Source organism: Mycobacterium sp. URHD0025, assembly GCF_000426065.1.
GTDB lineage: Bacteria > Actinomycetota > Actinomycetes > Mycobacteriales > Mycobacteriaceae > Mycobacterium.
In genome coordinates this window covers 184,603-205,043 of record NZ_KE384491.1, presented here as the reverse complement: position 1 = coordinate 205,043, position 20,441 = coordinate 184,603, and the positions used below count along the sequence as shown (strand labels likewise).

The following is a 20,441-nucleotide window of genomic DNA, read 5'->3' as shown; positions in this document are numbered from 1 at the left end:
TGGGCAGATGATTCGGTGCCATCGATCGGTGGCAGCTTTGGCGGGACTGGCCGCACTCCTCGTCTCCGGCTGCGCGCCGGTGATCGCCGGTACGCCCACCTGGCCGGGCGCCACCTTGGAGAAGGTGTTGCTGACGCCCGCCGACTTCCCGCCCGGCGTGCAGATCGATCGGGTCACCGACGACGGCGCCGGCCCAGGCGAGCCAACCGGTCCGCCGCCGATGCTGTCCACACCGGCCGGGTGCAGTGACGGGCTGACCAGAGTGATCGCCGGCTCCGCGGAGCGGGGTCCGGGCAGCGCCGCGCAGATCATCGCCGCATACGACGGGGCGCGCATGGTGCTGACCGTGATGACCTCGCCGCTACCGCTGGACCAGTTGGCGGCCACGGCGGAGCGCTGCGCGAAGTTCTCCACCTATTTCGATCCGGCGGACAAAGGCATCCCGTTGACCACCACCAAGTTGCCTGCACCGCGTGCCTCGGCGCTGGCCTATCAGCAGACCATGCGGCTGGGCGGTAGTGAGCAGAGCATCTTCTTCGCCTTCGAAAACGTCGGCAACTGGGCGGTTTTCGGCATTGCGTTCCCCGCGCAGAATCCGTCGATCGTCGCCAAAGGTGTATTGCCGCAGACATTTCTGGATGTTTTCGGTGCCCAGGCCGAGCGTCTGGCCGGCCGCTGACGCAGGCGTCAGGACAATGGTGATTCCGGCCCGCACGCCGCTACTGGACGGTAGTTTGTCCGAATGCTTACGACCGTCGCGACGATCGACGGATACACCACACCCGTCGACGTCTCGGGGCCCGAGAAGGGTTCCACCGTGGTGGTGCTGAGCGCAGGCCATCACGGCCCGGCCGCGTACGAGCCGATCTGCCGGCGCCTGCACACCGCTTCACTGCGCACTGTGATCATCGGTCCCGACCCCCGCCTCACCGCCAAGTCGGTGGTCGGCATTCTCGATTCACTCAACATCAAATGGGCGCTGCTGGTCGGCGACCGGCTCGGGGGAGAACTCGCCTGGGAGCTCGCCGCGACCCGGCTGGACAAGTTCATCGGTCTGGTGGTGGTGGATCGCGGCCACCCTCGCGTCGCCGACGCCACCGGCGCGGTCCGCGACGACGAATGCCCGCCGGTGGAGATGAACACCACGGTGCTCGTCAGCACACCCGCGGCCCGCGCCGTCGCCAAGGCCAGCCAACGCTACGTGTACGGCGACTTCCGGCTTGTGGAGATAGCCGGTCGCCGCAGCGCCGGCGACTCGACCGCGCAACTGGCCGCCGAGATCGTGCTGCGCACCAGTAGTTGGTGACCAGCGCTCAGTCCCCACCTCGCGCAAGCGCTCAGTCAGCCGCCACTGGGCTCGATACTCGGCGGCCTGCCTTCGCGCAAGCGCTCAGTCAGCCGCCTCGGAAGGCGTCCAGGCTTGCGGCAACCCCGGCTGCTGCGGAAACAGAAAGTCCACGAACGCCGCGGCCGTCGGCTGCGGCTCGTGATTGGCCAGCCCCGGGCGTTCATTGGCTTCGATGAAGACGTACTCCCGGCCCGTGACATCGGGCACCAGTAGATCGATCCCCGTCACGGGGATACCGATGGCCGCTGCCGCGGTCACGGCAACTCGGCACAGCTCGGGGTTCACCTCCGCGGTGACGTCGTGAATCGTCCCGCCCTGATGCAGATTCGCCGTCCGGCGCACCCGTAGGCGCTCGCCCTCGGGCAGTACGTCGTCGAACGACCAACCGGCATCGGCGACCGTTCCCACGGTGACGTCGTCGATCGGGATGCGTGATTCCCCGCCGGTGGCCGCCGACCGGCGCCGTGACTGGGCCTCGATCAGCTCGCCCACGGTGTGCTTTCCGGTGCCGACGACCTCGGCGGGCCTGCGGATCGCCGCGGCCACCACCTTGCCGTCGATCACCACCAGACGAAGATCGTCGCCGGCGGCCCGCTGCTCGATCAGCACCTCGGGATACTGCTCGCGAGCCCGGTGCAACGCCGCGTCCAGCTCTTCGCTGCCGTCCACCCCGACGGTGATGCCCTTACCCTGCTCGCCGCGGGTGGGCTTGACCACCACATCGCTGACTTCGGACAAAAAGTCGTGGTCTTCGTGGTCGAAAGTCGCCAGCCGGCCCTTGGGCACCGAGATGCCCGCTTCGGAGACGATCCGACGGGTCTGGCGCTTGTCGTCGCATCGGGCCATCGCCACCGCGGAAGTGAACTCCGACAGCGACTCTCGGGTGATGACCGTGCGGCCGCCGTGGGACAGCCGCATCTCGCCCGCACCCGCGTCGAGCACCTCGACCCGGATGCCGCGACGCATCGCCTCGTCGGCGATGATGCGTGCATACGGATTCAGATCGTCGACCGTTTCGGGCGGGTGGGTGAACAACGGCTCGTTGATCGCGTTCTTGCGCTTGACGGCCAGCACCGGGACGCGCTGGAAACCCAACTTCTCGTACAGCCCGATCGCCGCGGAATTGTCATGTGCCACTGACAGATCCAGGTACGCCCGGCCCCGCTCCCGGAAGATTCCGGCCAGCGTGCGGGTCAGCGCATCTCCGACGCCGGGCAGGCCGGCCGCGGGGTCCACGGCCAGGCTCCACAGGCTCGACCCGTCCTCGGGGTCGGCGAACAGGCGCTTGTGGTCGACGCCGGTGACCGTGCCCACCACGGTGCCGTCATCGTCGCGCACCGCGACCAGGTAGACCACGGCCGGGGTCAGGGTGTGGTTGTGCCAGATGACATCGACGGGCGCGGGCACCATCCCGCACCGCACGTACACGCGGTTCATCGCGTCCGCGTCGCTCGGCGTCTGCAGGGTGCGCACGGTGAACCCGAGGGGCTCGGCGGCCGTGAACTCGTCGGTGAACCGCAACCGGTACGTGTGACTCGGGTCGATGAACAGCTCGGCGGGGGAGCGGGCGATCAGCACGTGCGATTCACGGGCGTAGATGCAGATGTCGCGCCGGCCCGGGCCTTCCTGCTGCAACACCTCGGCAAGTTGCTCGGGGTCGGCGAAGGTCTGCCCGAAGATGAGGCGGCCCCAACCCAGTTCGAGCACCACGTCATCGGCCATGGCGTCGACCAGGTGTTGCGGCGAGGCATCGTGCAGCCCCAGCGTTATCGCCTCGGTGTGATCATCAGATCCAAACGAGGCAGCCGACGCGTCATGGTCAGTTGCGGTCACGCCGCGGCCCCCGTCACACCGTGGCGCTGCAGCCACAACTCGAGCAGCGCGATCTGCCACAACTCGTTACCCCGCAGCGGGGTGAGCCTGCCGTTCGGGTCGGCCAGCAACCGGTCGACGGCGTCGGGCCGAAACAGGCCGCGCTCCTTGGCTTCTGGCGCATACAGCGCATCGCGGACCATATCCAGGTACGGCCCCTCGAGGTGGGTCAGCGCCGGGACCGGGAAGTAGCCCTTCGGACGATCGATCACCGCTGACGGAATCACCCGGCGCGCAGCCTGTTTGAGCACACCTTTGCCCCCGTACGCCGTCTTCAGGCCCGGCGGGCAGGTGGCGGCCAATTCGACGAGTTCGTGATCGAGGAACGGCACGCGGCCTTCCAGGCCCCATGCCATGGTCATGTTGTCGACCCGCTTGACCGGATCGTCGACCAGCATCACGGTCGTGTCCAGACGCAACGCCCGGTCCACACCCGTCTGCGCTCCCGGCGCGGCGAAATGCTCGGTGACGAACACCCCGCTGGGATCGCCGTCGGTCCGGTATGCCTCGCTGATCAGCGCGCTCACGCCCGTGCTGTCACGGTCGAAGAACGCGCCGCGGTAACTGGCCACGGAGCCGTCGAGGCCGGCTGCGCCCGGCTCGGCCATCGGCGGATACCAGTGGTAACCGGCGAAGACCTCGTCGGCGCCCTGCCCCGACTGCACCACCTTGACGTGTTTGGCGACTTCCTGGCTCAGCAGATAGAAGGCCACGCAGTCGTGGCTGACCATCGGCTCGCTCATCGCGGCGATGGCGCCGTCGAGAGCGGGCAGCATGCGGTCGGTGCCGATGCGGATCTGGTGATGGTCGGTCTCGAAATGCTCGGCGATGATGTCGGAGTACTTGAACTCGTCACCGGCCACCCCGCCGACCGACTCGAAGCCGATCGAGAAGGTGGACAGACCGTGCTGGCCGGCCTCGGCGAGCAGTCCGACGATCAGGCTGGAATCGACGCCGCCGGACAGCAGACATCCGACGGGCACGTCGGCCACGAGCCGTCGCTCGACCGCGCGCCGCAGCGACTCAAGGACCGCGTCTTCCCAATCCCGTTCCGACCAGTCGGCCCGGTCGGCGTGCCGGGTGAAGTCCGGCGACCAGTACACCGTGGTGTGCCGGCTGCCGTCGGGTTCGATCGCGACCACCGAGGCGGGCGGCACCTTCTTGATGCCCTGCAGGATCGTCAGCGGGGGCGGCACCACCGAATGGAACGTGAGGTAGTGGTGCAGCGCGATCGGATCGATCCGGGTGTCGACGCCACCGCCCGCCAAAAGGGCGGGCAGCGAGGACGCGAACCGGATCCGGTGCGTGTCCTCGGTGATGTACAGCGGCTTGATGCCCAGCCGATCGCGGCCCAGGAGCACGCGGCCGGTGTCACGCTCGACGATCGCGAACGCGAACATCCCCATCAGGTGCTCGACGAACCGGTCACCCCAGTGGTGATAGGCCTTGAGCAGCACTTCGGTGTCGCTGTGCGAGAAAAAGCGGTACCCGTGCCCCGACAGTTCGCGGCGCAGCTCCTGATAGTTGTAGATGCAGCCGTTCCAGCAAACGGTCAACCCGAGTTCGGGATCAACCATGGGCTGGGCGCCCGCTTCGGTCAGGTCAATGATTTTCAGGCGGCGGTGACCCAGCGCGACCCGGCCTTGCGACCACACACCGGCCGCGTCCGGACCTCTGGGTGCCATCGCGTCAGCCATGGCCGACACCGCGGAAATATCCGGTGTCCGGCCATCGAGACGCACCTCCCCGGCGGCTCCACACATCGATATCGACCCTACAAGGATCTCGCTGCGGTGTCGCACCCAAGGTGGGTCGGCCCGTCGCGACGGTGTGTCCCGGTCTTGTCGGCAGTCAGCCGTATTCTCCTCGCATGAGGCCTGGATTCGGCTTCCGGATAGCTCGTGACGAGCTGATTCGCGATTTCGGCGCGCAGGCGACCGTGCGGGGTGAGCGCTATGCCGCCGAGGGCCGCGTGCGTGACATCGAGTTCGATGACGCCGAGCGCCTGCTGCGTGGACGGTGCGTGGGGTCGCATGGTCAGCTCTATGTCCTTGAGGTCGGGCTGTCACCGGGCAGCCGGGCTGTCGTCGAATGGGCTCTGTGTTCATGCCCGGTCGGCTCGTTCTGCAAACACGCGGTCGCCCTGGTGACGGCGGCCTCACCCGCCGACCCGGCCGCCCCGCCGGTCGAGCGCTGGCGCTACCTGCTCGACAAGGTGCTCGACGAGGTGGCGGTTCCCGCGGGTGGTGGCAAACCGATCGCGCTGGAGTTCTCCGTGGGTGCCCCGACGCGTTACCGCCCGGGGACATTGCTGACGCTGCGTCCGCTGACGCTGGGGAAGCGGGGCACCTGGATCACCCGGGCATTGACGTGGCGGCGCGTCATGGATCATCCCGAGCCGGGCGAGTTCGACCGTGACCAGTACCGGGCGGTGCGGGCGCTGGTGTCGGAGATGGAGCGGTACTACCCATCGCACGGCAGCGACGGGATGCTGCTCAACGGAATGCCTGCGACGCTGTGGCCCCGGCTCGACGAGGTGCTGGATGCGGGGGTGACGGTTCTGGCCGACGCCGCGAGCGGGATCCGTGCGGTCGAATTGGTCAAGAACGTCCACCTGCGGTTGGACTTCGCCGCCGAGAGCGGTGGCGGGGCGGTGATGTCGGTGGCACTGATCGTCGACGGAGAGGACAGCGAGCCCGACGGCGTCGGACTGATCGGGATGCCCGCTCCGCACGGGATGTTCCAGGTCGTCGATTCGGTACTGCGCCTGGGCGCCTTCGACCCGGTGCCGGGTCGCACCATGGCCGAGTTGCTGGGCCACCACGAGGAGGTGCACATCCCGGCCGATATGGCGCGCGAACTCGCCGTCGACATCCTGCCGCGCCTGGCCGGCACCGTGGACACGGAAGTCGCCGACGGTCTGTTCGTCCCGCCGACCATCACGGGTCCGATGCCCGCTCTGACGGTCAAGGTGGCCGACGGCGGCGCACGGGCGTTCTGGAGTACGCGCTACCAAGTCAACGATCAGCATCACGACTTCGACCCGATGTCGTCGGCGGGATTGATCGGTTACCGGGATGCCGCCGCCGAAGAGGTGCTCTGGCAGCGGGTGACGCCCGCGTTGCAGGCGGTCGCAGCGGCCGCGCAGGACTGGAAACGGCAAGCGACACAGCATGTGAACCGCCGGATCACCACGACACTGGACACCGAGGCCGTCCACGAGATGCGCGCCATCGTCAACGCCGCGAGCGCCCGGGATGCGGTGGCGGTGGCGTCCCGGCAGACACTCCTGGGCGGGGTGAACCTCACCCTGGTGGAGGCCGCGGTGCTGTGCGATCAAACCTTGCCCGAGCTGGACTGTTTCGCCGATCTGACGCTCGACGCCGATGAGCGGTACCGCGCCGCCGGGGCCGATCCGGTCCTGTCGTTCTCCGGGGACACCTCGCTTCCGGGGGATTGGTTCAGCCTGAACGTCACCGTGAGCGTTGACGGCGAGACGGTTGCCCTGGCCGACGTGATTCGCGAATTGTCCTCCGGGGCAACACACATGTTGCTTCCGTCCGGCATCTACTTCCGGCTGGACACGCCCGAGCTGGTCCGGTTGAGAGCCTTGCTCGACGAGGCGCGTGCCCTCGGCGAGATCGACGGGGACCGGGTCAATGCCGCGTCGATGAACATCACCCTGTGGGACGAACTGCTCGAGCTCGGTGTCGTCGACGAGCAACTGGGCCGGTGGCGGGCCAACCTGGCGCGGCTGGCCGCGGCCCGTCCTCCGGTCCCCGTCGACCTCCCCGCGGGCCTCGATGCCGAACTGCGCGACTACCAGCGTGACGGGCTGGATTGGCTGTCGTTTCTGTGGGACAACGGGATCGGCGGAGTCCTCGCCGATGACATGGGCCTGGGAAAGACCGTGCAGACCTTGGCGCTCATCGCCCGCGCGGTGACGGGCGGGGCAGGCAAGTTCCTGGTGGTGGCGCCGACGAGTGTGGCGCGCAACTGGGTGGCCGAGTGCCGCAAGTTCACTCCGGGGCTGAACGCGGTGGTGGTGACGGCCACCGATGCGCGGGCAGCCATGGGATTGGCCGAGCAGGTGGCCGAGGCGGATATCGTCGTCACCTCCTACACGCTGCTACGCATGGATGTCGCCGCCTATTCACAGATCACTTGGGCCGGAATGGTTCTCGACGAAGCGCAGTTCGTGAAAAACCACCACAGCAAGACCCATCAGGCCGCACGGCTGCTCGATGTGCCGTTCAAGCTGGCGATCACCGGCACCCCGATGGAGAACAACCTGATGGAGTTGTGGTCGCTGCTGTCGATCACGGTGCCCGGGCTGTTTCCGTCGCCGAAGGTGTTCGAGACGTATTTCCGCAAGCCGATCGAATCGGGTCAGGCCGGCGACCTGCTCCCGGTACTGCGCCGGCGGATCAAGCCGGTGCTGCTGCGTCGGACCAAAAGCCAGGTGGTCCGCGAGCTTCCGCCGAAGAGCGAGCAGGTCCTCACCATCGGGCTGAGCGCCAAACATCGCAAGATCTACGACACCCGGCTGGCCAGGGAACGGCAGAAGGTGCTGGGACTGCTGGGGGACTGGGAGAAGAACCGATTCCAGATCTTCCGGTCGCTGACCCTGCTGCGGCAGTTGAGTCTGCATCCGGGGTTGGTCGACGACTCCGCACGCTCGGTGGGCTCGGCCAAGATCGACTTCCTGGTCGAACAACTCGATCAGTTGGTCGCCGAGGGACACAGCGCATTGGTGTTCAGCCAATTCACCGGATTCCTCGCCATCGTGCGGGCCCACCTGGACTCGGCGGGTATCGCCTACAGCTACCTCGACGGCTCCGTCGATTCGGACGGAAGGGCCAGAGCCATCGAGGAATTCGGCGACGGTACCAAGCAGGTGTTTCTGATCAGCCTGAAGGCGGGCGGCTTCGGGCTCAACCTCACCGCCGCCGACTACTGCTTCCTGTGCGACCCGTGGTGGAGCCCGGCCGCCGAGGCGCAGGCCGTCGACCGGGCCCACCGCATCGGGCAGACCCGGCCGGTCAGCGTCTACCGTCTGGTCGCGGAGAACACCATCGAGGAGAAGGTGGTCGCCCTGCAGGACCGCAAGCGGGCCCTGTTCGCCGCCGTCGTCGATGACGGAGATCTGTTCGGCTCCACCATCTCCGCCTCCGACATCCGCGAACTGCTGGGGTGATCAGCCGGGCAGTTCAGCCGTCGGGGCGTCCACCTGCTTGATCGGACCGGTGAACCAGTGCTTCACCGACACGTGCCAGTAGACGAACAGCAACACCAGCACGCCGCCGACCAGCAGCGGGGTGTAGTTCACGAACTTCCATTGGAAGCTCGGGTCCCACGGCATGCCGCCCAGCGAGGTCGGGAACATCGCGATGATGGAAGTCACGATGATCTCGATGATCGCCACCGGTGCCATCCACTTGTACCTGTTGCCGACGTTCCAGCGGCCCTGCTCGAAGGAGCCACCGGCCTTCCACCGGTAGTAGATCGGCACTGCGAAGCACAGGTAGAGCCCGACCACTCCGATCGAGACGACCGCATAGAACGCCACCGGTGAGGGCACCTCCACACCGTTGACCGGAATCTTCACCGGCACGATGGCAGGCAGTGTGATGATCGCCGCGATCACCGCGGTGATCATGACGGCATTGGCCGGCACACGCGTCGCGTTGACCTTCGACCACAGTTGGTGCCCGGGCACTGCGCGGTCCCGGCTGAATGCGAACAGCATGCGCGATGCACTGGTCTGGCAGGCGGTGGTGCAGAACAGCTGACCCGCGGTGGCGATCAGCAGCACCACGCCGGCCCATTTCGATGTCAGCGCCTGGGTGAAGATGGTCGCGACCGCTCCGCCGTTGGCCGACACCTCGTCAGAGTTCTGCACGGCAAACAGGAACGAGAGCAACAGGATCCAGCCGCCGATCGCCGAGTAGAAGATCGACTGCCAAATCCCCTTCGCGGCGGCATTTGCCGCGCTCTTCGTCTCTTCGGACAGATGCGCGGACGCGTCATATCCCGTGATGGTGTATTGGGTCAGGATGGCCGAGATCGGCAGCACGAAAAGCAGGAAGCCCCAACCATTGGTGGAGCCGGAAAAGATCCCGGAGTTGTTGATGGTCTTGGCGAAAACATCGGAGACGCTTGCGTGTTGGTCCGGGAGCAGCCAGAGAATGGCGATCACCGCGGTGGCGCCCGCGACATGCCACCACACCGAGACATTGTTGATGACCGCCAGCAGGTGCGACGAGAAGATGTTGATCACGGCCGAGGCCGCCAGAATGATCAGGAACATGATGAACACCCGGGTCAGGCTGTAACCGGCCAGCCAGGTTTCACTGAAGGTGCCCAGGGTCAGGTCAAGGAATGTCGCGCTGCCGTAGGACACCGACGCCAGAATCGCGATCAGCCCGATGAGGTTGAGCCAGCCGGTGTAGAAGCCGGCCTTGGGACCGCCCAGTTTGGATGCCCACCAATAGATTCCGCCCGAGGTGGGATAGGCGGAGACGAGTTCGGCCAGGCAGAACCCGATGATGAGGATGAACACCGAGAGGATCGGCCAGCCCCAGGCGATGGCGGCCGGTCCGCCGTTGTTCCAGCCGAGCCCGAACGAGGTGAAGCAGCCCGCCAGGATCGAGATGATCGAGAACGAGATGGCGAAGTTGGAGAATCCGGACCAGGACCGTTGAAGTTCCTGGACGTAGCCGAGCTTGGCGAGATGTTGTTCGTCGTCACTGAGATGAGCGATGGGTTCTTCGTGCCCCTCGGGCATGGCGGCTCCTCGTGTGCAGGGCGGTGGGCGATCTGAACACGGAGAATAGAGCGTTATTGGTCTGCTGTCCTACCTTTTGGGCGTGACAATCATGCTAAATCGGGGCACGATCGTCAGGTCATAGGCGAGACAATGGTCGGCTTGAGGGCGAGTTGGCCGGCGAGCCCCACACGGGCAGGAGGGTGCGCAATGAGCCAGAACCCCGGCATGCTGGCACAGGCCGACCTGGAGCAAATGGTGGCCGCCGGTGAGATCGACACCGTGATCGTCGCGTTCTGCGATATGCAGGGCCGGCTCACGGGCAAGCGGGTTTCCGGCCGGCTGTTCGTCGAGGAGGTCGCCGCGCACGGCGCCGAGTGCTGTAACTATCTGCTCTCGGTGGATGTGGACATGAACACCGTGGGCGGTTACTCGATGTCGAGTTGGGACACCGGGTACGGCGACATGGTGATGACCGCCGACTTCACCACCCTGCGGCTGATCCCGTGGCTACCCGGCACCGCGCTGGTGATGGCCGATCTGTCGTGGCTCGACGGACGTCCTGTCGAGCAGGCGCCGCGCAGCATCCTCAATCGCCAGATCGACCGCCTGGCCGAGCGCACGCTGATTCCGTACGTCGGTACCGAGCTCGAATTCATGGTGTTCGACAACACGTTCCGTGAGGCCTGGGCCGCGGGTTACCGCGATCTGACACCGGCCACCGACTACAACGTCGACTACGCCGTGATGGCATCCACCCGGATGGAGCCGCTCCTGCGCGACATCCGGCGCGGCATGGAGGGTGCCGGGTTGTATTGCGAGGGCGTCAAGGGCGAGTGCAACCTGGGCCAGCAGGAGATCGCGTTCCGCTACGACCACGCCCGCACCACGTGTGACAACCACACCATCTACAAGAACGGTGCCAAGGAGATCGCCGAGCAGCACGGCAAGAGCCTGACGTTCATGGCGAAATTCGATGAGCGCGAGGGCAACAGCTGCCACATCCACATCTCGCTGCGCGGCGAGGACGGCAGTACGGTGTTCGCCGACCCCGACGACGCGCACGGGATGTCGCCGTTGTTCCGCAGCTTCGTGGCCGGCCAGTTGGCCACGTTGCGCGAACTGACGCTCATGTACGCGCCGAACATCAACTCCTACAAGAGGTTCGCCGACGGAAGCTTCGCGCCCACGGCTGTCGCCTGGGGGCTGGACAACCGCACCTGCGCGCTGCGTGTGGTCGGCCACGGCTCCGGCATGCGCGTCGAATGCCGGGCGCCCGGCGGTGACGTCAATCAGTACCTGGCGGTCTCGGCGCTGATCGCCGGTGGCCTGTACGGCATCGATCACGAGTTGACGCTGACCGATCCGTTACCGGGCAACGCCTATGCCAGTGAGGCGCAACGGTTGCCCACCACACTGGCCGCGGCGGCCGAGCTGTTCGAGAAATCCGAGGTGGCGCGCACCGCGTTCGGTGACGACGTCGTCGAGCACTACCTCAACAACGCGCGGGTCGAACTGGTGGCTTTCAACTCGTCGGTGACCGACTGGGAAAGGGTGCGTGGCTTTGAGCGGCTCTGAGACGGGTGCACGCCCGGTGCGCCCGGTCATCGGCATGACCACCTATCTGCAGCGGGCGCAGACCGGTGTGTGGGACGTGCAGGCGAGCTTCCTACCCCAGATCTACTTCGAAGGTGTCACCCGTGCCGGCGGCGTTGCGCTGCTGCTGGCGCCGCAGCCGGTGGACCACGACATCGCCGACCGGGTGCTCGACAGCATCGACGGTCTGGTGCTCACCGGGGGCCCGGACGTCGATCCGGCGCGCTACGGACAGAAGCCGCATCCGACCACCAACGAGCCGGCCACCGCGCGTGACGACTGGGAGTTCGCGCTTCTGGAAGCGGCACTGCGGCGCGGTATTCCGGTGCTCGGGGTGTGCCGGGGCGCGCAGGTGCTCAACACCGCTCTGGGCGGCACCCTGCACCAGCACCTGCCCGACGTGATCGGGCACACCCACCATCAGAAGGGCGATGCGGTATTCGGCACCTCGGCGGTGCACACCGTGCCCGGCACCCGGCTGGCCGATCTGATCGGCGAGACATCCGACGCGCAGTGCTATCACCACCAGGCCATCGACGAGCTGGGTGACGGCCTGGTGGTCAGCGCACGTGACACCGACGGCGTGGTCGAGGCGGTCGAGCTGCTCGGCGACGCCTTCGTCGTCGGCGTGCAATGGCATCCGGAGGAAACCCTCGACGATCTGCGGCTGTTCGCCGCGGTGGTCGAAGCGGCCAGAACCTATGCGACAGAAAGGGTCTCATGACATCCAGTCAGGTCGTCAACCCCGCCACCGAGCAGGTGCTGACCACCGTCGATCACCTGGACGTGGATGGCGTCGACGATGCGGTGGCCCGTGCCGCCGTGGCACAACGGTCGTGGGCCCGGCTGGCGCCCGCCGACCGGGCCGCGGCGCTGCGTGCGTTCGCCGCCGTCGTCGACGCCCACATCGACGAGCTGGCCGCCCTGGAGGTGGCCAACTCCGGGCACCCGATCGGTCAGGCCGAGTGGGAGGCCGGGCACGTCCGTGATGTCCTGCAGTTCTATTCGGCCGCCCCGGAACGGTTGAGCGGCAAACAGATCCCGGTGGCCGGCGGGCTCGATGTCACGTTCAACGAGCCGCTGGGCGTCGTCGGGATCATCACGCCGTGGAATTTCCCGATGACCATCGCCGCGTGGGGTTTTGCCCCGGCGTTGGCGGCCGGGAACGCGGTCGTGCTCAAGCCCGCTGAGTGGACCCCGCTCACCTCCATCCGGCTCGGGGAGCTCGCCATCGAATCGGGGCTGCCGGCGGGGCTCTTCCAGGTGCTGCCGGGCCGGGGCGCGGTGGTGGGAGAGCGCTTCGTCACGCATCCCGGTGTGCGCAAGGTGGTGTTCACCGGATCCACCGAGGTGGGCATGCGGGTGATGGCCGGGGCCGCGGCTCAGGTCAAGCGCGTGACACTGGAACTGGGCGGCAAGAGCGCCAACATCGTGTTCGACGATTGCGACCTGGAGAAGGCTGCGGCCACCGCGCCGTACGGGGTGTTCGACAACGCCGGGCAGGATTGCTGTGCGCGTAGCCGGATCTTGGTGCAGCGCAGCGTCTACGACCGATTCATGGAACTGCTGGAACCGGCGGTCAAAGGTGTTGCCGTCGGGGACCCCACGGTGCGCGACACCGAGATGGGGCCTCTGGTCTCACGTCCGCATTGGGAGTCGGTGTCGGCCTATGTGCCCGACGGCGCCCCGGTGGCATTCCGGGGCAGCGCCCCCGACGGCCCAGGGTTCTGGTTCCCTCCAACGGTTTTGACGCCGGAGCGCACCGACCGGACGGTGACCGACGAGATCTTCGGCCCGGTGGTGACGGTGCTCGCCTTCGACGACGAGGCCGATGCGATCGCACTGGCCAACGACACTCCCTACGGATTGTCGGGCTCGATCTGGACCGATAATCTCTCGCGTGCCCTCCGGGTGTCGCGGGCGGTGGAAGCGGGCAATCTCAGCGTCAATTCGCACTCGTCGGTGCGCTACAACACACCGTTCGGCGGTTTCAAGCAGTCCGGGCTGGGACGCGAGTTGGGGCCCGACGCGCCACTGTCGTTCACCGAGACAAAGAACGTCTTCATCGCCGTCCAAGACTCACAGTAGAGATTCGCAGCAGAGGAGCAACAGATGGATCTGACCCAACGCCTGGCCGGCAAGGTCGCCGTCATCACCGGCGGCGCCAGCGGTATCGGCCTGGCCACCGGCAAGCGGCTGCGGGCCGAAGGGGCCACGATCGTGGTGGGTGACATCGACCCCACCACCGGAAAAGCCGCGGCCGACGATCTCGGCGGATTGTTCGTCGAGGTCGATGTCGCAGACGAGGCCGCAGTGGACAACCTCTTCGACACTGCCGCAACCACATTCGGCTCGGTCGACATCGCATTCAACAATGCCGGTATCTCCCCGCCAGAGGACGACCTGATCGAGAACACCGAATTGCCGGCCTGGCAGCGGGTGCAGGACATCAATCTGAAATCGGTGTACCTGTCCTGCCGGGCGGCGCTGCGGCACATGGTTCCGGCCGGCAAGGGCTCGATCATCAACACCGCGTCGTTCGTGGCCGTGATGGGTTCGGCCACCTCCCAGATCTCCTACACCGCCTCCAAGGGTGGCGTCCTGGCGATGTCGCGCGAGCTCGGCGTGCAGTACGCGCGGCAGGGGATCCGCGTCAACGCCCTGTGCCCGGGACCGGTGAACACCCCGCTGCTGCAGGAGCTTTTCGCCAAGGATCCGGAGCGGGCCGCGCGCCGCCTGGTGCACATACCGCTGGGGCGCTTCGCCGAGCCCGAGGAACTGGCCGCCGCGGTGGCGTTCCTGGCCAGTGACGACGCATCGTTCATCACCGGCTCGACATTCCTGGTCGACGGCGGCATCAGCTCCGCGTACGTGACGCCGCTGTGACACCCTGGTAACTCACCATGACAGCCGAACCGGATCCACAGCAGCTCGCCGCGTCAGCTGATTCGCGGCTCGCCGCGGAAGCGGCCGCGGGTGCACTTCTGCGCCCGGTCCGGCTCGGCAACGCCTTCGAGGACACCGTCGGCCGGCTGTTGGAGACCATTCGGCTCGGGGTGCTCGGTCCGGGGGAGTCGTTGCCGCCCGAGCGTGAACTCGCCGCACGCCTCGGCGTCAGCCGCGACACGGTTCGCGATGCCATCAAGTCGCTGGCCGACGCCGGCTACCTGGTGTCCAAGCGGGGGCGCTACGGGGGCACGTTCCTGGCCGCCGAGTTGCCCCGGCACACCGCCGACGGGCCGCGCCCGACCCGCGCGGAGATCGACGATGCGTTGCGGTTGCGCGAGATCCTGGAAGTCGGGGCGGCCCGCATGGCGGCCGGACGGACCTTGAGCGCGCTCGAGCGGGATGGGTTGTGGTCGAGGCTGGCCGATGTCCGCGCTGCCGAACCCGACGACTACCGCCGGCTGGACTCACGTCTGCACCTGGCCATCGCCGAGGCGGCGGGGTCCCCGTCGCTGGTGCCGCTGGTGGCCGAGAACCGGATGAGGCTCAACGCCCTGCTGGACCAGATCCCGCTGTTGTCCCGCAACATCGCCCACTCCGACGAGCAGCACGAGGCGATCGTCATGGCGATCCTGGCCGGTGACAGCGAGCGGGCCGCGGCGGCCATGCTGGCCCATGTCGGCGGATCGTCGGCCCTGCTGCACGGCTTCCTGGACTAGATTCGAACGGTGGACCAGCCCGGGAACGAGGTCCAGGTCGAGCGCGCGTCCTCGGCCCTGGCCGACGTCGACACCTCAGGGTGGGCGCAGCGCTTCGACCTGCTGTCCGACCCGCACCGGCTTGCGATCCTGCTCGGTCTGCACCGGGCGCCCGGTATCTGTGTCGGCGATCTGGCCACGGCCCTGGGTCGATCGGAGAACGCGGTGTCCCAGGCGTTGCGGGTACTTCGGGACCAGGGCTGGGTCACCTCCAGCCGGGCCGGCCGCACCGTGAACTACCGGCTGGCGGACGAGACCGTGCACGACCTGCTGCACTGGATCGGGGCACGGCACGGCTGAAACCGTGTTCATCTGTTCATCTGGACAGATATCCGGTGCCGTCTTAGGCTCGACAAATGACCATTGGCGCGGCTCCCGAGCTGACCACGAGCAAGCCGCAGCCATTCGACCGCGCAGATTGGGCTTCGATCGCGATGGTCACCGCGGTGGTGTTATTGCTGCACGTATTCGGCTGGGGTGTACTGATTTTCGGGGTTGCGCCGCAACACATCACGCTGGGATCGGCCGGAGTGTTCGGAGTCGGGCTCGGTGTCACCGCCTATTTGCTGGGTGTGCGGCACGCTTTCGATGCCGACCACATCGCCGTCATCGACAACACCACCAGGAAGTTCGTCGGTGAGGGCACACGATCGCTCTCGGCGGGATTCTGGTTCTCGCTGGGCCATTCCAGTGTGGTGTTCGGTCTGGCCCTGTTGTTGGCGTTCGGAGTCCATGCGCTGGCCGGGCCGGTGCAGAACGAGGATTCGCCGATGTTGCAGACCCTGGGATTGATCGGGTCGTTGGTGGCCGGGACGTTCCTCATTCTCATCGGCCTGACGAACCTGTTCGCCGCCGTCGGCATCGCCAAGATCTTCCGCGCCATGCGCAGCGGGCAGTTCGACGAGGCCGAACTCGAACGCCAACTTCAACAGCGAGGATTCCTGGCCCGTCTGCTCGGCAGGGTCATGCGACGGGTGAGCAAACCGTGGCACCTGTACCCGGTCGGTTTTCTGATGGGCCTGGGCTTCGACACCGCCACCCAGGTGGCGCTGCTGGTGCTGGCGGCGGGTGCGGCCGCATTCACGTTGCCCTGGTACGCCATCCTTGTACTGCCGGTGCTCTTCGCGGCCGGGATGAGTCTGTTCGACAGCCTAGACGGAATCTTCATGTCGCGGGCCTACGGCTGGGCGTTCCTGCAGCCGGTGCGCAAGGTCTATTACAACCTGACGGTCACCGTGTTGTCGGTCATCGTGGCGCTGGTGATCGGCGTCATCGTTCTGGCCGGTCTGCTGGTCGAGCGTCTCGGCATCACGACGGGTCCGCTGGCATTCATCGGTTCGGCCGACCTGGAGTTCGTCGGATTCGCGATTGTCGGGCTCTTCGTATTGAGCTGGCTTGTGGCCCTGGGGATCTGGCGATTCGGCCGGATCGAGGAGCGCTGGGCCGCGCGGGCCTAGTGCGCACAGCATTCCCTGTTGGCTCCGCCTGGTCCTTCGGTGTGTGATCGGAGCGGCGGTCGAGGGCGGGATCCGAAGGCGGCGTGATGGAGCGCTTCCGGATGCGGCAGGCGAGGTGCCGATCTAGTTTCACTTGATGGACCTCCACTCCGTCGAGGCGGTCAGCAGGCCGACCCAACGCTCTGAGCTGTGGCCGCTGGGTCGCGGCGACGCGGTCCTCGCCGGCGGGACTTGGCTGTTCAGCCAACCGCAATGGCGGCTGCGCCGCCTCGTCGACCTGACCAGCCTGGGCTGGCCCCCGGTCACCCTGAGCGACAACGGCTTCGAGCTGTCCGCCACCTGCACGCTCGCCGAGCTGTCCGAACTGTCGGGGCGGCTTCCGGGGTTTCGTCCGGAGTGGACTGCTGCACCGTTGCTACACCAGTGTTGTACTGCTCTGCTGGCATCTCACAAGATCTGGCGCACCGCCACCGTCGGCGGCAACATCTGCCTGTCGCTACCGGCCGGTGCGATGATCTCGCTCGCTGCCACGCTCGACGGACATGCCACCGTGTGGCGGGCCGACGGCAGCGAGTATCGGCTGCCGGTAGCCGAATTCGTCACTGGCGCGGGTGTCAACGCACTGGCCCAGGACGACGTGCTGCGCTCGGTGCACCTGCCCGCCGCCGCGCTGCGGGCCACCACCGCCTTCCGCAGGCTGGCGCCGTCGCCGCTGGGTCGCTCCAGTGCCGTGGTGATCGGTCGCCGGGACCGGGCAACCGACGGCGGCGGGTTTGTGCTCTCGGTGACGGCGGCGACGGTGCGGCCGTACGTGTTCTCCTTCCCGGCGGTGCCTGACCACGACACGCTGCGGACCGCGCACGCGTCGATCGCTGGTGGCGATTGGTTGCACGACCCGCACGGCGATCCGGAATGGCGCGCAGCGGTCACCCTCGTGCTGGCCGAGCAGATTCGTGCGGAGCTCGCATGAACGTCACCGTCAACGGGGCAGAACTGCGCGCCGACCCGAGTCCGGGGCAGTGCCTCCGGTCCTTTCTGCGCGAACACGGGCACGTGGAGGTCAAAACCGGATGCGACGCGGGGGACTGCGGTGCCTGTTCGGTGCTGCTCGACGGGGCGCCGGTGCATTCGTGCGTGATCCCGGCCTTCCGGGCGGAGGGGCGGCAGGTGACCACCGTGGCGGGCCTGGGCACCCCCGAGGATCTGCACCCAGTGCAGCGCCGGTTCCTCGAGGCGGCCGGGTTTCAGTGCGGGTACTGCACGGCAGGCATGATCACGACGGCATCGACGCTGACGGCCGGCCAACTCGACGATCTGCCGCGCCACCTCAAAGGAAACCTGTGCCGGTGCACCGGCTACCGGGCCATCACCGATGCTGTCGCCGGCAGCGTCAACATCGAGAAGTCAGGCGGTGCCCGATGTTCGATCGGGGCGCCGGCGAGCCTGCGGATCGTCACCGGGACCGAGCAGTTCACGATGGACAGCACGCCACCGGGACTACTGCATCTGGCGGTGTTGTCCAGTCCGCTGGCGCACGCCCGCATCACATCGATCGACACGACGGCCGCCGAAGCGCTACCCGGTGTACGGCTGGTCCTGACCCACCGGGACAGCCCGGCCGTGGCGTTCTCCACCGCCCGCCACGAAAATCGCGACGACGACCCCGACGACACCTACGTGCTCGACAACACGGTGCGGTTTGTCGGGCAGCGCGTGGCCGCCGTGGTCGCAGACAGCCTGGGGGCGGCCGAAAAGGCCTGCCGGGCGATCACTGTCGAGTACGAGGAACTGCCGGCGGTGTTCGATCCCGACGAGGCGCGATCGCCCGGAGCGCCGCTGCTGCACGCCGACAAAGGGCCGCGGGCCCGTATCGCAGACCCGTCGCGCAACATCGTCGCCGAACGTCACGGCGGCACAGGTGACATCGACTCCGGGCTGGCGGCCGCCCACGCCGCCGGCGGCGCGGTGGTGACCGCGCGCTACGCCACGCAGCGCGTCCAGCACGCACATCTGGAGATGCACGGCTCCACCGGCTGGATGGACGACACCGGGCGACTGGTGCTTCGCACCAGTTCACAGGTGCCGTTCCTGGTGCGCGACGAACTCTGTCACGTGTTCGGCCTGGAGCGGGACGCGGTGCAGGTCTTCGCGGCCCGAGTGGGCGGTGGCTTCGGCGCCAAGCAGGAATTGCTCACCGAAGATCTGGTGGCACTGGCGGTGCTTCGTCTGCGCCGCCCGGTGCGATACGAATTCAGCCGCTCCGACGAGTTCACCAGGGCGCCCTGCCGGCACCCGTTCCGGGTCGATGTGACCGCCGCCGCCGGTGCCGACGGGGTGCTGACCGCATTGGCGATCGACGTGCTGACGGATGCCGGCGCCTACGGCAATCACAGCCCGGGTGTGCTGTTCCACGGCTGTGGTGAGTCGATATCGCTGTATCGCTGCGCGAACAAACACGTGGACGCGCAAGCGGTCTACACGAACAACCTGCCCTCGGGTGCGTTTCGCGGATACGGCCTGGGACAGGTCACCTTCGCCGTCGAGTCTGCGCTGGACGAGCTGGCCCAGCGGCTCGCGATAGGTCCGTTCGACCTTCGCCGCCGCAATGTCGTGGTGCCGGGGAACGCGCTGGTCGATGCCGAGCCGGCCGAGGATCTGACGTTCGGCAGTTACGGTCTCGATCAATGCCTCGACGCCGTGCAGGACGCGTTGGCCAAGGGCAACGGTGTGCCGGCTCCGGACGGCTGGGCCGTCGGCGAGGGCATGGCCGTCGCGATGATTGCCACCATCCCGCCTCGCGGCCACCGAGCCGAGGCATCGGTCACCGTCGACACCGACGGCGGTTACACGCTGTCGGTGGGCACCGCGGAATTCGGTAACGGGACCTCCACCGTGCACACCCAGTTGGCCGCCACTGAGCTGAACACCTCCGCCGACCGGATCCGGTTGCGCCAATCCGATACCGACGCAGTCGATCACGACACAGGTGCGTTCGGTTCGGCGGGGACCGTGGTGGCCGGTCAGGCCGTGCTGTCGGCCTGTCGTGAGCTGCGGTCGGCGATAGTTGCCGCGGCCGCGCAGAGCGCCGGCGTGCCACCGGAGTCCTGCACGCTCGATCCGCACGGTGTGGACTGTGGTGCGGGCCGCCTGGTGCCGTTCGCGGAGCTGCCGGCGCCCCTGACCGGGCGCGGCCGCCACGGCGGGACGCCCCGTTCGCTGGCGTTCAACGTGCACGGCGTTCGAGTCGCGGTCAACACCGAAACCGGCGAGCTGCGGATCCTGCAGTCGGTACAGGCGGCCGACGCCGGCGTGGTGCTCAACCCCGAACAATGCCGGGGTCAGGTGGAAGGCGGTGTCGCGCAGGCCATCGGCTCCGCGTTGTACGAGGAGATACAGATCGGCTCAGACGGCACGGTCATCACCCAGACGCTGCGCGATTACCACATCCCGCAGCTGGCCGACGTACCGGTCACCGAGGTCCACTTCGCCGTCACTTTCGACACGCTCGGCCCCCTGGGCGCCAAGTCGATGGGCGAATCCCCGTACAACCCGGTGGCGCCTGCGCTGGCCAATGCCGTCGCCCGAGCGTGCGGTGCGCGTCTGCGCCGGCTGCCGATGACCCCGGCCCGGATCTGGCGGGGACTTCGTGGCTGACGGCCGCCCGCTCGGCTCGACGTGCGAACTATCCGTCTCTGCAG

Annotated in this window: 15 protein-coding genes; 12 read left to right on the top strand and 3 right to left on the bottom strand. The window is 67.3% G+C overall.

Annotation, left to right across the window (positions count from 1 at the left end; translation table 11 throughout):
* Window positions 1–7 precede the first annotated feature (7 nt).
* Window positions 8–679: a hypothetical protein gene (locus H977_RS0129380; RefSeq protein WP_036477670.1), complete on the top strand. Its 672-nt coding sequence runs from the start codon at window positions 8–10 to the stop codon at window positions 677–679.
* Between the two features lie 63 nt (window positions 680–742).
* A complete protein-coding gene (locus H977_RS0129375; RefSeq protein WP_029111204.1) occupies window positions 743–1,306 on the top strand; it encodes an alpha/beta fold hydrolase in 564 nt (187 codons plus the stop codon).
* A gap of 84 nt (window positions 1,307–1,390) precedes the next feature.
* Here H977_RS0129375 and ngg read toward each other — a convergent pair whose 3' ends face one another.
* Window positions 1,391–3,181: an N-acetylglutaminylglutamine synthetase gene (gene ngg, locus H977_RS0129370; RefSeq protein ID WP_036477666.1), complete on the bottom strand. Its 1,791-nt coding sequence runs from the start codon at window positions 3,179–3,181 to the stop codon at window positions 1,391–1,393.
* Window positions 3,178–4,983: an N-acetylglutaminylglutamine amidotransferase gene (locus H977_RS0129365; RefSeq protein ID WP_029111726.1), complete on the bottom strand. Its 1,806-nt coding sequence runs from the start codon at window positions 4,981–4,983 to the stop codon at window positions 3,178–3,180. Before H977_RS0129365 ends, ngg begins: the two co-directional genes overlap by 4 nt.
* A 107-nt stretch (window positions 4,984–5,090) precedes the next feature.
* Here H977_RS0129365 and H977_RS0129360 point away from each other — a divergent pair, with 107 nt between their 5' ends.
* A complete protein-coding gene (locus H977_RS0129360) occupies window positions 5,091–8,417 on the top strand; it encodes a DEAD/DEAH box helicase (RefSeq protein ID WP_029111202.1) in 3,327 nt (1,108 codons plus the stop codon).
* Here H977_RS0129360 and H977_RS0129355 read toward each other — a convergent pair whose 3' ends face one another.
* Entirely contained in the window at window positions 8,418–10,007 is a 1,590-nt protein-coding gene (locus tag H977_RS0129355; RefSeq protein WP_029111201.1) for an amino acid permease, read from the bottom strand. It abuts the gene before it with no gap.
* Window positions 10,008–10,196: 189 nt separating this feature from the next.
* Between H977_RS0129355 and H977_RS0129350 the strand changes: the two genes are divergently transcribed.
* The 9 genes from H977_RS0129350 (at window position 10,197) to H977_RS0129310 (ending at window position 20,397) form a co-directional block, all read left to right on the top strand.
* Window positions 10,197–11,564 carry a glutamine synthetase family protein gene (locus tag H977_RS0129350; protein ID WP_029111200.1) on the top strand — a complete coding sequence of 456 codons (1,368 nt, stop codon included), beginning with the start codon at window positions 10,197–10,199 and terminating at the stop codon, window positions 11,562–11,564.
* Window positions 11,565–11,598: 34 nt separating this feature from the next.
* Window positions 11,599–12,306 (top strand): gamma-glutamyl-gamma-aminobutyrate hydrolase family protein, encoded by a 708-nt coding sequence (locus tag H977_RS0129345; protein ID WP_036477900.1) that lies wholly within the window; start codon window positions 11,599–11,601, stop codon window positions 12,304–12,306.
* Window positions 12,303–13,670 carry an aldehyde dehydrogenase family protein gene (locus H977_RS0129340; protein ID WP_029111198.1) on the top strand — a complete coding sequence of 456 codons (1,368 nt, stop codon included), beginning with the start codon at window positions 12,303–12,305 and terminating at the stop codon, window positions 13,668–13,670. Before H977_RS0129345 ends, H977_RS0129340 begins: the two co-directional genes overlap by 4 nt.
* Window positions 13,671–13,694: 24 nt before the next feature.
* Window positions 13,695–14,468 carry a 3-oxoacyl-ACP reductase gene (locus tag H977_RS0129335; RefSeq protein ID WP_029111197.1) on the top strand — a complete coding sequence of 258 codons (774 nt, stop codon included), beginning with the start codon at window positions 13,695–13,697 and terminating at the stop codon, window positions 14,466–14,468.
* Between the two features lie 17 nt (window positions 14,469–14,485).
* Entirely contained in the window at window positions 14,486–15,247 is a 762-nt protein-coding gene (locus H977_RS0129330; protein ID WP_029111196.1) for a FadR/GntR family transcriptional regulator, read from the top strand.
* A gap of 9 nt (window positions 15,248–15,256) precedes the next feature.
* Entirely contained in the window at window positions 15,257–15,586 is a 330-nt protein-coding gene (locus tag H977_RS0129325) for an ArsR/SmtB family transcription factor (RefSeq protein ID WP_029111195.1), read from the top strand.
* A 56-nt stretch (window positions 15,587–15,642) separates the two neighbouring features.
* On the top strand, window positions 15,643–16,743 hold the full coding sequence (nicT, locus tag H977_RS0129320; protein WP_029111194.1) for a Nickel transporter NicT: 1,101 nt from the start codon (window positions 15,643–15,645) through the stop codon (window positions 16,741–16,743).
* Window positions 16,744–16,879: 136 nt separating this feature from the next.
* The gene (locus H977_RS0129315; protein WP_029111193.1) at window positions 16,880–17,713 is read left to right on the top strand and encodes an FAD binding domain-containing protein; all 834 of its coding nucleotides are present in this window, start codon (window positions 16,880–16,882) and stop codon (window positions 17,711–17,713) included.
* Window positions 17,710–20,397, top strand: coding sequence for a molybdopterin-dependent oxidoreductase (locus tag H977_RS0129310; protein WP_029111192.1), 2,688 nt, complete (start codon window positions 17,710–17,712; stop codon window positions 20,395–20,397). The genes H977_RS0129315 and H977_RS0129310 overlap by 4 nt, the downstream gene beginning before the upstream one ends.
* Window positions 20,398–20,441 lie beyond the last annotated feature (44 nt).

Excerpts from the sequence above, each read along its gene's own strand:
- H977_RS0129335 (WP_029111197.1), top strand. The coding sequence starts at position 13,695 with ATGGATCTGACCCAACGCCTGGCCGGCAAGGTCGCCGTCATCACCGGC.
- H977_RS0129350 (WP_029111200.1), top strand. The coding sequence starts at position 10,197 with ATGAGCCAGAACCCCGGCATGCTGGCACAGGCCGACCTGGAGCAAATG.
- H977_RS0129375 (WP_029111204.1), top strand. The coding sequence starts at position 743 with ATGCTTACGACCGTCGCGACGATCGACGGATACACCACACCCGTCGAC.
- H977_RS0129345 (WP_036477900.1), top strand. The coding sequence starts at position 11,599 with ATGACCACCTATCTGCAGCGGGCGCAGACCGGTGTGTGGGACGTGCAG.
- H977_RS0129380 (WP_036477670.1), top strand. The coding sequence starts at position 8 with ATGATTCGGTGCCATCGATCGGTGGCAGCTTTGGCGGGACTGGCCGCA.
- nicT (WP_029111194.1), top strand. The coding sequence starts at position 15,643 with ATGACCATTGGCGCGGCTCCCGAGCTGACCACGAGCAAGCCGCAGCCA.
- H977_RS0129340 (WP_029111198.1), top strand. The coding sequence starts at position 12,303 with ATGACATCCAGTCAGGTCGTCAACCCCGCCACCGAGCAGGTGCTGACC.
- H977_RS0129355 (WP_029111201.1), bottom strand. The coding sequence starts at position 10,007 with ATGCCCGAGGGGCACGAAGAACCCATCGCTCATCTCAGTGACGACGAA.
- H977_RS0129360 (WP_029111202.1), top strand. The coding sequence starts at position 5,091 with ATGAGGCCTGGATTCGGCTTCCGGATAGCTCGTGACGAGCTGATTCGC.
- H977_RS0129365 (WP_029111726.1), bottom strand. The coding sequence starts at position 4,983 with ATGTGTGGAGCCGCCGGGGAGGTGCGTCTCGATGGCCGGACACCGGAT.
- H977_RS0129310 (WP_029111192.1), top strand. The coding sequence starts at position 17,710 with ATGAACGTCACCGTCAACGGGGCAGAACTGCGCGCCGACCCGAGTCCG.
- H977_RS0129330 (WP_029111196.1), top strand. The coding sequence starts at position 14,486 with ATGACAGCCGAACCGGATCCACAGCAGCTCGCCGCGTCAGCTGATTCG.
- H977_RS0129315 (WP_029111193.1), top strand. The coding sequence starts at position 16,880 with ATGGACCTCCACTCCGTCGAGGCGGTCAGCAGGCCGACCCAACGCTCT.